Source organism: Lawsonibacter sp. LCP25S3_E2 (assembly GCF_052117285.1).
GTDB lineage: Bacteria > Bacillota > Clostridia > Oscillospirales > Oscillospiraceae > Lawsonibacter.
Genome location: NZ_JBQKJL010000003.1, coordinates 79,103 through 92,132 on the forward strand (window position 1 = coordinate 79,103; position 13,030 = coordinate 92,132).

Consider the following 13,030-nt stretch of genomic DNA (forward strand, 5'->3'; position numbering starts at 1 on the left):
AACTGTGTGTCCCCCCGGCCCAGTTTGAAACGGCATAGCCGTCCCGATAATACGGCCCATGGATTCCCATGGGCCGATTGGACCGGTGACGATCAAAAACTGACTCAACCCAGCATAAGCTGAGCGGTTTTTATCCTCCCATTTTGAGGTTTTTTCAAACCTCCTCACGCGTTTCACGCGCTTCTTTTCCCTGTCTGCTTAACAGCTCATACAGTGTCCCTAATTCTATAGGCCGGTAATAATAATAACCTTGGATCATATCACAGCCTGTATCTAAAATCAGTTCGTTCTGTTCCTCCGTCTCTACTCCCTCGATGCATACCGTTTTCCCAAATTGGTGACATGCAAAAACGATACTGCGTATGAAGTTTAGGTTCTCTTTGGATTCCATTACTTCCGCTATCAAAGAGCGATCCAGCTTAATGATACTAGAGGGATAACGAAGCAGCATGCGCAGGGAAGAATACCCGCTTCCAAAATCATCTAACGCAACATAGAGCCCCATTTTTTGCAATTCCAGAACAAAGTGGGTCAAATTTTCTGGCTGCTCATCCAGAAAGCTCTCCGTTAATTCCGCAATTAAATTAGAGCCGCACAGGCCATATTTGTTTAACGTCTCCTTCATAAACGGCAGAAGCAAGGGATCGGAGAGCTGCTGCAAACTAACATTAAACGTCAGATAAAAAACGGGATTGTATGTATGGATCCGAACACAGGTACTGACAGCCTGTTCAAACACCCAACGGCCCACGATGTGCATCAAACTGTCCTTCTCAAGCATGGGGATGAAAATTCCTGGGGACACATCCTTCCCCTCAAAAGACCAGCGGAGCAGAACCTCTCCGCCCAGAATGGAGCCATCACCCGCTGAGACCACAGGCTGAACGACGATCCGGAAATTCCTCATATCCTGCATAACATCTTGACTCAAGGTCAGCGCCATGCTGGACATTTTCCGGGCCGCTTCAAAATGTTCCGTGGAATTATCCGCATAGCACAGCGCGGTATTTTGTTTGGCTACGCGGATCAAAGCGAGAAGCCGGTCAATGAGCTCCTCCGGAGATAGATCACTGTTTGGGTATTGTATAACTCCAAACGCACATGCCTTTTGAATGGTTACATCTTTGCTTTCGTAGCACGCCTTGACGATGCCGTTGATTTGTTCCACAAGGGCTTTGGCTCCCTGATGTGTACAGACGGGGTTCACAATGGCCATACAGCGCGCGCCTTCCAGCCGGTAAAAGGTCATTTGCCAGGAGAGGTGTTCGAGCAGCGCGTTGGCAACTTTTTCGATCAAACGATCGCCGTATTCCCGCCCTCTTGTGCTGTTGATCTCGGTCAGTCCATTTAAGCTAAAGCCAATAATGAGTGTATTTTCGTTTCTCGTTCTCAGCTCATTCATCTGCCGGAACGATGCGTGCTCACGCAGAAACCCGGTCACAGGGTCTACGACAAACTTTTTGTCCTGGTGCGTAACTCTGCCGGAGAACAAAAGAGGTCTTGTCTTCTCCTCGTCCCATTTTAAGATCCCGTAGCAGCGTACCCACTGATTATTCCCTTTGGAATCTCTGATACGGTATCGCAAATCATGAACTGTCCGTTTTTCACGCAGCATTTGCGTAATATCCTGCCAATAAATATCCTGATCTTCCGGCGTGCTGATCCGTTTTCCCCAAGCAGATAAAAGCCCATACACCAGATTGCTTTGGAAACCAAAATCGTCACGCATATTATCGGAAATATAGAACAGGTCTTTTTGCATATCCCCCAAATAAAAGTAGCTTGAATCGTTATCCTCTGAAACTGACTGGATAAGCGATTCCGCATCAAAATCCACCATGGAGAGAAAGGTCTGCAGCGGTGTCTGTGAATTGGGCGTGCTGCTTTTGGATGGGAGCCTTTTGTCGTCTGCTCTGCGGCGTTCGATGCCTGGGTGCTGACCATAAATGCGGTAGTAGTTTCTTTTATCCTCGTACATGACTTGGTCCGCGTCCGAGATCAGCTTGTCAAGGTTCAGCGGCTGTTGGTCGGACCAGACGTAGCCAACGGCAATATGGTGTTGGTCTTCCCTGATTTTGTTCTGAAGGTTGGAGACGGTATCCTGAAATTCCGATTCGGTATATTCCGGACAGAGAACAATGAACTCATCGCCGCCAGTGCGGTAAATCCTGCTTGAGTCGGCGACCTCTTTCAGAATCTGGTAACAATGGTAGATGAGTTGGTCACCCGCTTTGTGCCCAAACGTATCATTTACCTCTTTTAAACCCGTGATATCACAATAGATCACCCCTACAGAGCGCATGGGTAAGTCCCCATATTGCTCCGTCAGCGCGTGCCGATTCAGTGCCCCCGTCAGTTGGTCGTGATAACTCAGATCGTTCATCCGCCGCAGCAATTCCCGGCGGCGTAAAAGGGTAGAAGTAAAATACCCGATCACGCGCAAAAGCGTTTCAATCATAGGAAGCATGGTGGAGTCAGGATTGTCTACACCAATGAAGCCTATAATTTCCCCGTCGGAGGTAATGGGCCCTGCAGCCAAAACGCAAATTCCCTGGGGCTTTAAGATCGCGTAGGACTCGGGATACGTGTCTCGAATCTCTTCCAGGTCAGGAATAACCGTTACCTTTTGAGAAGCAAATAACTTCATCCACCACTCAATGGCCGAATAGGGAATATTTTGCAAGAACTCTTTCTGCGGCGTAACGCCATGTTTGCACCATTCATAGGTGTTGCTCGCCACGCGTGATTCATTGAGCTCAAATATATAAGTTCGGTCACAGTGAAAGGTCTCGCCAATGTATTGGAGCATTTGGTCAATGGATTCCTCTGCGTTTGCCGTTGAGAAAACCTTGTGCAGGCATTCGTTTAATATCGTTTCACTGCGCGTATAAAAATAAGACGGCTTACAGCTGTTTTCCGAATCCGCATCAATGGCAAGTTCAATTCGATACTGTTTCCCGTTTTCTTCCACCAGTGTATCTTTCAGCAGAACCCGTTTGTTCATAACCGGATTCATATGCGTCCAGGTAAGAAACTCCCCGGTTTTCAACCTGCAATTTGTACAAAATTCGCAGGGGCTGCTCTTTCCCTGCAAAATTTCATAACACATTTTCCCGATATATTGTTTATCATCATGGATTTCCATGGAATTACGCAGCTTCTGATTCATGTAAATGAGTTCATTGGTTTCAACGTCAGTAACGTATACCATTTCATCCATTTTCTCAAAGAATTCCCATATCTTCAAAGAAGTTTCTCCTCCCCGTATCTGGGCTATTATAACCTAGCATAAACCAACAAATCAAGTTCAACTATAAGTTTATTAAAATGAAAGATTAACTTTGCTAAAGTGTTGTGGGGTGATGATTCGTGATAGATTATAAGCTTATAGGCAGCAGAATAAAGAACCGGCGAATCAGCCAGAAGCTGTCACAAGATCAGTTGGCGGAAATGGCCGATATCACGCCAGTATATCTATCCCGAATAGAGAATGGTCACGCCAAGCCATCGCTGGATGTATATGAAAGGCTTTGCGGATTTTTGGACTGTGATCTGGCATATCTCTTTTGCGGGGTCTCCGTAGAATCAAACCACTATCAGTGTGAAAAAATATTAGAATTGTTTCAGCTGTGTACTCCAAGGGTAAAGCTCGCCGCATTACACATCCTGGAACTGCTTTCACAATTGAAGTAAACAGATTCTGTTATAGAACATTATATATTTTCAACCACCAACCCTCTACCGCCGATGTAAAATCCAAGGCTATTTGCGTAAAATTTGCTTGCTGTACACGGCAGTATTTTCTATTAAAATAGACCAATAAAGCCGAATCCCTTCAGACCGGAAATCACTGCATTATTTTGACTGTATGCACAGCGCATGATGGGCAGACATCCGAGCTTTCAGGATCGGCTCAGAAATAATTATAAACAGAAAAATCAGTTTTGACAAGGCTTTCCGCACAAGTCAGCCCCCGTTTTTCGAACCGTTTTCGAAAAGCGGGGGCTGTTTACCGATTTTGCGCAAAAGGAGGCAAATTTTTTGCATTTGGTTCACAATGACAAAATTATCATTAAACTAAACTTACACCCAAGCAGGAAAGGAGCAAGCAGTGCCGGAAAGTTTCAAATCCAGGCAACTGCAGTAGTCTCAGCAAGGAGGAATCCATTGATTTTGAGAAGCAAGCGATTTGCTGCGGTTGCCGCCTGGCTAATCCTGAGTCTGCTGCCGCTGGCTGGATGTGTAAGCGAGCCCCCACCCTCCATTGAGCAGCTGTGGGAAGCCGCCATGGCCGATGCAGTATTCAGCGAGGACAGCGAGGTAAAAGAGCTGGTCTGCCTGACCCAGCAGGACCCACAGGTCATCTGGGACGAGACGGGAGAGCGGGTGCTGTTGGTCACCTGGCACAGCTACGAAGAGCCATGCAAACCGGGAGAAGCATTGGAACACCAGGATATCTGGGCCACCTCTCTGGGGGAATTGACAGACTGGTACCTGGAAAACAACCACAGTGTCACTGACTGGGAGCTGCGGTTTGCGCAGCTGCTGGGCGTTCATGCCGACGAAGGGTATACCCGCTTCACCGCCTTCTGGGTAGATCCATCTGAGGTGATCCGCCCCGCCTATGTCACCGATGTGACCGCCCAGATGACGAACGGGTACGATCAGGTCACAGACCCGGCGTACCGAGCATGGTTTGACAGCAATATTCTCTATTCCTATTTTGAAAGCGACTACCCCTGGACCAGGCTGGGCTACACCTACGACTGGAGCGGCGGGGATTCGCCCTATGGCCTCACCGAATTTCTAGTTGCTGACGGGAGTAAGGCAGAGATCGCCTTTACCTATTCCACGGAGGATTTTGTGGACTGGTTGGGGTCCCGATCCTGATCATTGATGAGAGAAAGGAAAAGACATATGGAACAACACTGTGACAATCAGCGGGAGTGCCCCTGCACCTACGCCTGCCCCCGGCACGGAAAATGCTGCGAATGTGTCGCCCACCATCGCGATCACAACGAAGGCGTGCCGGGCTGTTTCTTCTCCAAGGAGGCGGAAGCCACCTACGACCGCAGCATCGAGGCGCTGGCGCGGGATCATGGCATAATTCAATAAGTCGGATGGCTAACCTGCCGGGGACTGACCCGCCGGCCGAGAAAGGAGTGACAGAGCGATGGCAGAAAAGCTGTTTCACATTACTGAAAAGGGTTCTAATATCCGCACGGAGCTTCTGGCAGGCCTGACTACATTCATGACCATGGCGTATATCCTTATGGTAAACTCCGGTATGTTTGCCGAGCTGCCCGGCGTGTCCTATTCTGCAATTTATATCGCCACAGCCCTCTCCGCAGCCATTGGTACGATTCTGATCGGACTTCTGGCCAATCTGCCCCTGGCCCAGGCGTCTGCCATGGGCTCCAATGCCTTTTTTGTCTATACCGTGTGCATGGGCTTCGGGTTGAGCTACGCCAACGCCCTGGTCCTGATCCTTTTGGACGGAATCGCTTTTGTCATTTTAACGGTAACCGGTCTTAGGAAAAAGATCTTTCACGCCATTCCCACATCCGTACGCTTGACCATTCCTGCGGGAGTGGGCCTGTTTATTGCATTTATCGGACTGCAGAACGCCGGTATCGTCGTGGCAGATCCCGAAACTTTTGTGGACCTGGCGTCATTCAATCTGTTTTTCGGCTCAGCCGCCTGGTCGGATGTGATGCCCATTCTGGTGACCCTGGCCGCCCTGACCGCCATTGCCGTTATGACATGCAGGGGGGTAAAGGGCGCCGTTCTGTGGGGCATCCTGGGAGGCACCCTCCTGTATTACCTGCTGGGCATTACCGTTCCGGGGTTCTATTCCGATTTTAATACCGCTCTGAATTTAAATCCCTTTACGGCATTCGGGGAATTTGGCGCCTCGGCCTTTGGCCGGGTCTTTACAGAGGGTTTTGACTTTTCCTACTATCTGGTCGACCATAACCCCGCAGAGCTGGCCCTGCTCATCAGCACTACCTCTCTGGCCTTCTGCCTGGTCGATATGTTTGATACCATCGGAACTTTATACGGCGCCTGTGCCCGAGGTAATCTGCTGACCCAGGAAGGTGAGGTGCCCAATATGGAGCGGGCCATGCTGGCTGACGCCGTGGCCACGGTCTGCGGCGCCGTGTGCGGGACCTCCACAGTCAGCTCCTATGTGGAGGCCTCCGCCGGCATCGCCGAGGGCGGTAAGACCGGACTGTCCGCTATGACCACCGGCGGACTCTTTCTCCTTGCCATGTTCTTCAGCCCTGTGGCCTCCCTTGTGCCAAACTGCGCCACATCGGCGGCTTTGATCTATGTGGGCATTCTCATGATGGACTGTACCAAAAAAATAAACTGGCAAAACACCGGAGAGGCTGTTCCGGCGTTCCTGACCCTGGCGATCATGCCTATGACCTACAACATTTCCTATGGAATCGCTTTTGGCATTCTCTCCCACGTTCTGATCCAGGTGTTTTCCGGCAGAGGAAAAGAGCTCAATGTGGGGACCTGGGTCATTGCGGGGCTGTTTACGGTGATGTTCCTGGTCACTCATTGACAAGCGGAGGAAATATGGACACGGTTACGCATGCGGCAATGGATCTCTGCGTAGCCTCTCCCCGCCTCAAGGCGCTGGTACAGAAAAAAGGGGTTCCCGCAGAAAACCGGCCTGCGAGAACCCCTTTTTCCTTTTTTCTGTTACAGCACCAATCTAAGCCGGAACCAGCCATTTGTCAGTTCAAACTGGCACACAGCACCGTGTTTCTCACAAAAGGCGGCGATGGACTGTACACCCAGGCCGTGATCCTTCTTTTGGGCCTGGGGCAGGCCGCGTTCATCAAAGGTCACTTGCTTGCTGCAGGGATTTGATAGCTCCAGCATAATGCTGGGAGTGCCTACCATCTTGCAGCGGATCTCCCGCTGCTCCCGAGGCAGCTCCAGATTGGCATGGATGGCGTTTTCCAGGGCATTTGCAAGGACAATAGCCAATTCTCCCTCATTTACGGGGAGGGCACCGGGCAGGGAGATAGCTGCCTCCACCCGAATTCCCTGGTTTTGGGCTTGGTCAAAGTAGGAAGAAAACACCGCGTCCAGCACCGGCGGGCGGCACCATCGAATCTCCTTCTGCTCATCCAGACGCTTTTGAGCAGCGTCCAGAAAATCCAGCGCCGCGTCCTTGTCCCCTCTAGATACCAGCTCCGCGACGGTCTGGAGCCGATGACGCAGGTCGTGGCGTTCGGTGCGGATCGCATGTTCTGCAGCTTTCACCGCCTCCATGCGGCTGCGCAGGGCAGACACCTGCAGAGCGGACAGCCGAGCCTCATAGCGGGCACTGTTTTCCTTCTGCACTCGATCAAAAAAGAGATACATCAGGTAATAGGCTCCGCTGCATACGATCATCAAGCCGTAGGTCAGCACAATAATCACAGAGGAATTAGCCGAATAGCTGGCGGTATACAGCATGGCAATAAATGCGGAAAATGGGATGAGGCAAAGAATCCCCCAGCTGCGATTGAGTTGGTGAAGCATTTGCCGGTATGTAAGGCTGAACCGCCGCAGGATAAAAAACATTAGGAAAAAGGAAAGCGCACGTACGGCAAAGGAATAGTATTCGCAATATTTGTTGTGCTGGAGAAGCAATGCGGCCAACATTTCGTTCGCTGTCCCGATGCAGCCAACAAACAGGCCGGTAATAATACTGAACGCGGCACGGAAATCCCGATACTGCGAACACCAAAGTGTGACCACAATGTAAGGGACCGTCACGGTAAAGAAGCCCGCACGATAATAGGTGTCCCAAAAATTCAGAAAAAGCAGTCCTATCAGGTTGGAACCAACAATCAGCACCGCTGAGACGATCCAGCGGGTCCGCCACTTGGCAACCGGTTTGCGGAAATCAATCAACAGAAACACGAAGCAACCCAAAAAAGCCTGTGAGATTCCAATGTAAAAGGTGTGGTAAAAATCCAGTTTCAACATTATTCCTCATTCCGTCAGTGGTTGTCCAATTTATCGATTTCCGTCAGCCAGTAATTCCCCCAGGCTTTCTTAAACTCCGTGGCCGCTGTCCGGGGCAGTGAAACGGCTTGCCCATTGTCCAGCAGCGCCATCTGGCCGTTTACCCCAGTCACATGCTGAAAATTGAGCACAAAGCTGGCCCCGCACAGGTAAAAGCGTCGGTCGGCCAGCAGGAGCGCCGCCATTTCCCGAAAAGAGCCCCGGATCGTTTGAGAATCTACGGTACCATTGGTGCAATAATAGCGCATACAGCGCCCCACCCGCTCCACATACCGGATACTATCCAGAAGGACGCGCCGGGGGCCGTCCGCCGTGGTTACCACAACCGCGTTGTTCCGTTGGCGGTTCAGTTTCTCCACTGCCCCATCCAGCACCTGAAAGAACTTCCCTTCCTTTACCGGTTTCAGCAGGTAAAAAAATGCCCGGACGTCATAGCTATCGGCGGCAAAATCGTTGGAGCTGGTAAGATAGATGATTTCTCCGCCTTGCCCCAGCGCCCGCAGGCGGCGGCCGGTGTCAATTCCGCTCAGCTCCGGCATAAGGATGTCCAGCACGTAGAGATCAAACCCCTCTGCCTCCTCCGCCCGGTCCAACAGCGCAACACCGCTCTGGAACATCTCCACCTGTCCATTCAGGCCTGGGCGGGATTGGAGATAGGTATTCAACAGTGACGCCACTTGATCGAGTTGTTTTTCTTCATCGTCACATATAGCGATCCGCAGCATGGTTAGCCTCCCCAATGCAACAAAGCACAAATTTTGCGCAAATTCTATCAAATTTTGCGCAATAATTTTCCAATTTCAACACATTTTATAAAATAAACATATCATGGAAGCGGAACACCGTCAAGAGGGTTTGGCCGAACTGGCAGGAAGCGGCTGTCCAGGCAGAGCTGTCCCCCAGAGCACAAGGAGAGCCGCACCCTCCACCTCCCGAATCTCACCATCAGCGGGAACCGGCACACCCCGCTCAGGCACCGGAGACACAGCCGCCTCTGGCAGATATGCACTTCCCCGCTTACTATGATAGGCCAGTGCCAGGCTGTGCCTGTTTTCTGCGGGACGCCGTGGCTGATTGGATGAAAAAAGGATACAAAAGGCCCCCGGCCAAAAAGGCCGGGGGCCTATTCTGTGTGACCCTTGCCGTCAAAGATGGGGTTGGGTAGTAGTCGCCCACCCCCATGCCGCACAGCTGTAAATCTGTAGCCCCTGCCGATATTCTGTGCTCATGTTTTTCGGCATCCACCATTTCAAGAAGCGGTTATGGTGATATCCTCTCCGTCCTTCATCAGCGTCAGCATAAAGGACACCATTTGACGGGCGATATGCTGTCTCCGGTAAACTGGGACCACTGCCAGGAAGCACAGCATATTGTTTTTTTTTGAAAAAACTTGATACGCACCAAACTTTGAACTCCCTGCACAGAGCTGCAGCCATTTCGTATACCAGATGGCTGCGTTCCTATCGTGCAGATATTCAGCTTGTCCGCATAAATTCGATGGCGTTAATACAGCTTTATGGGAGAAGCGGCGACTGGTTACCAATACAGCTCCCGCTCCAAAATGCAATCGTTCTTTATACTGCTTACGAGGTAATTCAGCGCCTCCACAACGTGAGGTCGGATGTCCCCGCCGATTAGTACCCGCATAATATCCTCGCCGACTTGCAGTTTCCCCTCGTTGATCCATGCTCTTACGTAATAGATCCCTGGCATTTGATATGCTTGGGCAATCAGTGCATCCAACACATTTTTATCATAGGAAACGGCCATCCCCACTACACGAGCCGAAGATTCCACTCCCTGCCGCACGCTCGCCTTGGCGGTCTCCCGAACTGTACCGCTATGAATGAGATACATGCCTACCTTTGGGGCACTGGGGGCCGTTTTGGCCTCCTGCAGCCACCGGTCCATAGAAGGTGGGTTTTGAGCGCTCTCCGCCACAGGGTTAGAAGCGCATTCCGCCGAACCGTTGCTTAGTATCATTTCTACCCCATGTCTGATCGGCTCCAGCACAGCCTGAAGATTTTCTCGCGCGCCGGTTTCACTGCCGGGAAGATTGACAATCAGAGTGCTTCCCCGAATCCCCGCTTCTGCCCGCGACAGGCATCCCCTGTCTGTCCGCTTCACACTTTCCCCGCGCATAAGCTCCGGAATTCCCGGTGTCCTGCGGTCAATGACTGCCAGCGTAGCTTCCGGCGTCACATCACGGGGGGAAAAGCCAGTTCCTCCCGTGGTCAGCACAAGCTGGATTTTTTTCTCATCCGCACAGAAAATCAGCTCTTTTTTGATGGTTTCCAGATCATCAGGAATTATTTTGGTGTACTCTACTTTCCATCCCCGATGTTCCAGCATATCACACACAGCCGGGCCACTGGTATCAATCCGTTCGCCCCTGGCACCTGTATCGCTGACGGTAATCACTGCGGCTGTGTTTCCCATTGTGTCTCTTCCTTTCTGATGTAATTTCCATGTACCCCTCCGGTCTTCTCCAGCAACCGGATCTCTTGGATCACAATGTCCCTCTGAACCGCCTTGCACATATCGTAGATGGTCAATGCCGCAGCACTGACTGCCGTCAGCGCTTCCATCTCCACCCCTGTTTTCCCACTACAGACGACACTGGCTCTGATTTCCACACAGCACCTGTGTTCGTCCAAGCTCAGCTCCAGGTCTACCCCATCCAAAAAAACTGGATGGCACATAGGGATCAGCTCAGCAGTTCGTTTGGCTCCCATAATCCCAGCAATCTGTGCCACAGTCAGCACATCTCCCTTTTTCACTCCTCCGCTGCGGATCCGCTCCAAGGTACTCTTGCTTACTATAACCCGCGCCGCCGCCACAGCAGTCCGGCGGCTGTCCGGTTTTTCGCCCACACAAACCATCCTGGCCCGTCCTTGGCGATTAAAATGGGTAAAATCTTCCCGGTTCTCATCCATACCTCCCACCCCTTTCACAGTCTGCCGATGGAACAAAACCAGTTGCGGTTCCTTGTCCTATCGTCTTTGGATCATCTATCCTGCACTAGCCGCCAATTTCGTTCATATTCCGGCCCGCTCCACTGGGACAGCGCACACCGAGGCCACCGTGTCCTTCCGGTTTTCCCATAATAGCGTTCCGGAACTGGGCCGCAACTTCCTCATATTTGAGTCCCTTGATGTTATATTCCGCATTGGAATGAAGGCAGGGTTTTATCTTTCCGTCCGCCGTGAGGCGAATGCGACTGCATTGTGAGCAAAACTGATGGCTGACCGGACTGATAAGGCCGATGTTTCCCTTTGCCCCTGGTAAGCGGTACAGCTGTGCCACTCCGCCATCCCCATTGATTTTTCTCAGCTGAGGCAGCCTGTCCAGCACCACTTCGTTTTTGACCATGGCCCGCTGCTCAAGTTCATCCCCACGATTCATGGGCATAAGTTCAATAAAGCGTACATCCACCGGGCTGCGCAAGGTCAGCTCTGCCAGCTTCTGGATCTCGTCATCATTAAAGCCCCTGATTAAAACCGAATTGATTTTCACCTGTTCAAATCCGGCATCCAGCGCGCTTTGGATCCCGGCAAGGGCGGAACCAAAGTGATCGCGCCGGGTAATATAAAAATATTTTTGGGGATTTAAGGTATCAAGGCTGATATTTACCCGGCGGACACCAGCCTCCCGCAGAGGCTTTGCCAGCCGGGGCAATAAAATGCCGTTGGTGGTGATACAGACTTCACGAATTCCTTCCACCTTACTCACATGATCGCAGATGGAAAGGATATTCCGCTTGACCAACGGTTCACCCCCGGTGATTCGCAGCTTGCTTATCCCCAAAGAGGCCGCTGCTTTCACCGCCATCACCATTTCTTCTTCCGTCAGCATCTCCTCACGGCGTTTTTTACAGATCCCATCCTCCGGCATACAGTAACGGCAGCGCAAATTACAACGCTCGGTTACCGAGATCCGGAGATAGTCCACTCTTCTCCCATAGGTATCCTCCATATCAGTACCTTCCAAATGTACAATTCGGCCAGTGACACTCCCTGCACAGCTGGCACAATCCGCCGTTCCCCAATTTCACCAGATCTTCCTTGGTCAGCTTTTCTCCAGTAAAAAGCTGCGGCAGCAACACATCAAACATGGTGGTAGGCAGACTGATTGCCGCTCCGGGGACTCCCAGAATCGCAGTCTCGCCCAGGTAGGCAACCAACGTCATATTTCCCGGCTGGGCGGGGACCCCGTGGCAGATGATTTCCGCCCCCAGTTTCCGAATGGCTCCGGGCGTCAGGTCGTCCGGATCCACGGACATACCACCTGTAAAGATTATCAAATCGGCCCCCAGCTCCTGATAGCGCTTTCCGGCCGCTGCAATCATTTCCAGATCATCGTCACACACCGTTACTCCCAAAAGTTCAGCGGGATACGCGGCCAGTTTTTCCCGCACCACCGGCTCAAATTTGTCCTGAATTCTCCCATGATATACCTCACTTCCCGTGACCACAACGCCAATGTTCTTTCTCTGATACGGCCGCAGGTCCAACAGCTTTCTGTCCCGGCAAAGCGCTTCTGCCTGGGCAATCTGCTCCTCTTTTGTCACAAGAGGCACAATCCGCATCGATGCCAAACGGTCACCGGGCTGCACCGGATAGTGGTCCGGAAGGGTGGCTATGGTGATATCTCCAATTTCGTTCACTGCTCTGAGCAGCTGCGTATCCACCCGGAACATTCCTCGTTCATCGGCGATCAGCAACATTTTGCCCTCACTGGGTCCGGTATAGTGGGCGTTATCCAGCTTAGTCATAGCAGCCAAACGCACCGCAGCCTCCTCTTCATGGAGCTCGCCCGCAGTTTCCTCCCATACAAACACCATCCGTTTGCCATAGTCCAGCAGCGCCGGAACGTCTTCCGGGCGTATGACATGCCCCCGCTTGAATGCCGGGCCTTTAAATCCATCATACATAGCCGTAACATCATGGCAAAGCTCCATGCCGACCGCATCTTCGACCTTTACTTTTTTCATTGC

General features: G+C 51.5%; 11 protein-coding genes. 4 read left to right on the forward strand and 7 right to left on the reverse strand.

The genetic code is table 11. The annotated features are described in order from the left end of the window. Positions 1–154 precede the first annotated feature (154 nt). The gene (locus ACTQ3R_RS04145; protein ID WP_441778139.1) at positions 155–3,247 is read right to left on the reverse strand and encodes an EAL domain-containing protein; all 3,093 of its coding nucleotides are present in this window, start codon (positions 3,245–3,247) and stop codon (positions 155–157) included. A 122-nt stretch (positions 3,248–3,369) separates the two neighbouring features. Here ACTQ3R_RS04145 and ACTQ3R_RS04150 point away from each other — a divergent pair, with 122 nt between their 5' ends. The 4 genes from ACTQ3R_RS04150 (at position 3,370) to ACTQ3R_RS04165 (ending at position 6,574) form a co-directional block, all read left to right on the forward strand. Continuing rightward, positions 3,370–3,693: a helix-turn-helix domain-containing protein gene (locus ACTQ3R_RS04150; protein WP_441778140.1), complete on the forward strand. Its 324-nt coding sequence runs from the start codon at positions 3,370–3,372 to the stop codon at positions 3,691–3,693. Between the two features lie 480 nt (positions 3,694–4,173). Then, a complete protein-coding gene (locus ACTQ3R_RS04155) occupies positions 4,174–4,890 on the forward strand; it encodes a hypothetical protein (RefSeq protein WP_441778141.1) in 717 nt (238 codons plus the stop codon). A 27-nt stretch (positions 4,891–4,917) separates the two neighbouring features. Then, a complete protein-coding gene (locus ACTQ3R_RS04160; RefSeq protein WP_441778142.1) occupies positions 4,918–5,115 on the forward strand; it encodes a hypothetical protein in 198 nt (65 codons plus the stop codon). A gap of 58 nt (positions 5,116–5,173) precedes the next feature. Beyond that, positions 5,174–6,574 (forward strand): NCS2 family permease, encoded by a 1,401-nt coding sequence (locus ACTQ3R_RS04165; protein WP_441778143.1) that lies wholly within the window; start codon positions 5,174–5,176, stop codon positions 6,572–6,574. A gap of 140 nt (positions 6,575–6,714) precedes the next feature. On the opposite strand, the gene ACTQ3R_RS04170 is transcribed toward ACTQ3R_RS04165, so the two are convergent. The 6 genes from ACTQ3R_RS04170 to ACTQ3R_RS04195 all read right to left on the reverse strand — a co-directional run bounded on the left by ACTQ3R_RS04170 (position 6,715) and on the right by ACTQ3R_RS04195 (position 13,027). After that, positions 6,715–7,995 (reverse strand): sensor histidine kinase, encoded by a 1,281-nt coding sequence (locus tag ACTQ3R_RS04170; RefSeq protein WP_441778144.1) that lies wholly within the window; start codon positions 7,993–7,995, stop codon positions 6,715–6,717. Positions 7,996–8,009: 14 nt separating this feature from the next. Continuing rightward, on the reverse strand, positions 8,010–8,759 hold the full coding sequence (locus ACTQ3R_RS04175; RefSeq protein ID WP_441778145.1) for a LytR/AlgR family response regulator transcription factor: 750 nt from the start codon (positions 8,757–8,759) through the stop codon (positions 8,010–8,012). 811 nt (positions 8,760–9,570) lie between these two features. Further along, a complete protein-coding gene (locus ACTQ3R_RS04180; RefSeq protein WP_441778146.1) occupies positions 9,571–10,473 on the reverse strand; it encodes a MogA/MoaB family molybdenum cofactor biosynthesis protein in 903 nt (300 codons plus the stop codon). After that, the gene (moaC, locus tag ACTQ3R_RS04185) at positions 10,452–10,970 is read right to left on the reverse strand and encodes a cyclic pyranopterin monophosphate synthase MoaC (protein ID WP_441778147.1); all 519 of its coding nucleotides are present in this window, start codon (positions 10,968–10,970) and stop codon (positions 10,452–10,454) included. Before moaC ends, ACTQ3R_RS04180 begins: the two co-directional genes overlap by 22 nt. An 85-nt stretch (positions 10,971–11,055) precedes the next feature. Then, positions 11,056–12,009 carry a GTP 3',8-cyclase MoaA gene (gene moaA, locus ACTQ3R_RS04190; protein WP_441778148.1) on the reverse strand — a complete coding sequence of 318 codons (954 nt, stop codon included), beginning with the start codon at positions 12,007–12,009 and terminating at the stop codon, positions 11,056–11,058. Position 12,010: 1 nt separating this feature from the next. Further along, the gene (locus ACTQ3R_RS04195) at positions 12,011–13,027 is read right to left on the reverse strand and encodes a molybdopterin-binding protein (RefSeq protein WP_441778149.1); all 1,017 of its coding nucleotides are present in this window, start codon (positions 13,025–13,027) and stop codon (positions 12,011–12,013) included. Positions 13,028–13,030: the final 3 nt, after the last annotated feature.

Bases quoted from the DNA above. Each gene is read 5' to 3' on its own strand.
- ACTQ3R_RS04160 (WP_441778142.1), top strand. From the start codon at position 4,918: ATGGAACAACACTGTGACAATCAGCGGGAGTGCCCCTGCACCTACGCC.
- ACTQ3R_RS04165 (WP_441778143.1), top strand. From the start codon at position 5,174: ATGGCAGAAAAGCTGTTTCACATTACTGAAAAGGGTTCTAATATCCGC.
- ACTQ3R_RS04170 (WP_441778144.1), bottom strand. From the start codon at position 7,995: ATGTTGAAACTGGATTTTTACCACACCTTTTACATTGGAATCTCACAG.
- ACTQ3R_RS04175 (WP_441778145.1), bottom strand. From the start codon at position 8,759: ATGCTGCGGATCGCTATATGTGACGATGAAGAAAAACAACTCGATCAA.
- ACTQ3R_RS04180 (WP_441778146.1), bottom strand. From the start codon at position 10,473: ATGGGAAACACAGCCGCAGTGATTACCGTCAGCGATACAGGTGCCAGG.
- moaC (WP_441778147.1), bottom strand. From the start codon at position 10,970: ATGGATGAGAACCGGGAAGATTTTACCCATTTTAATCGCCAAGGACGG.
- moaA (WP_441778148.1), bottom strand. From the start codon at position 12,009: ATGGAGGATACCTATGGGAGAAGAGTGGACTATCTCCGGATCTCGGTA.
- ACTQ3R_RS04195 (WP_441778149.1), bottom strand. From the start codon at position 13,027: ATGAAAAAAGTAAAGGTCGAAGATGCGGTCGGCATGGAGCTTTGCCAT.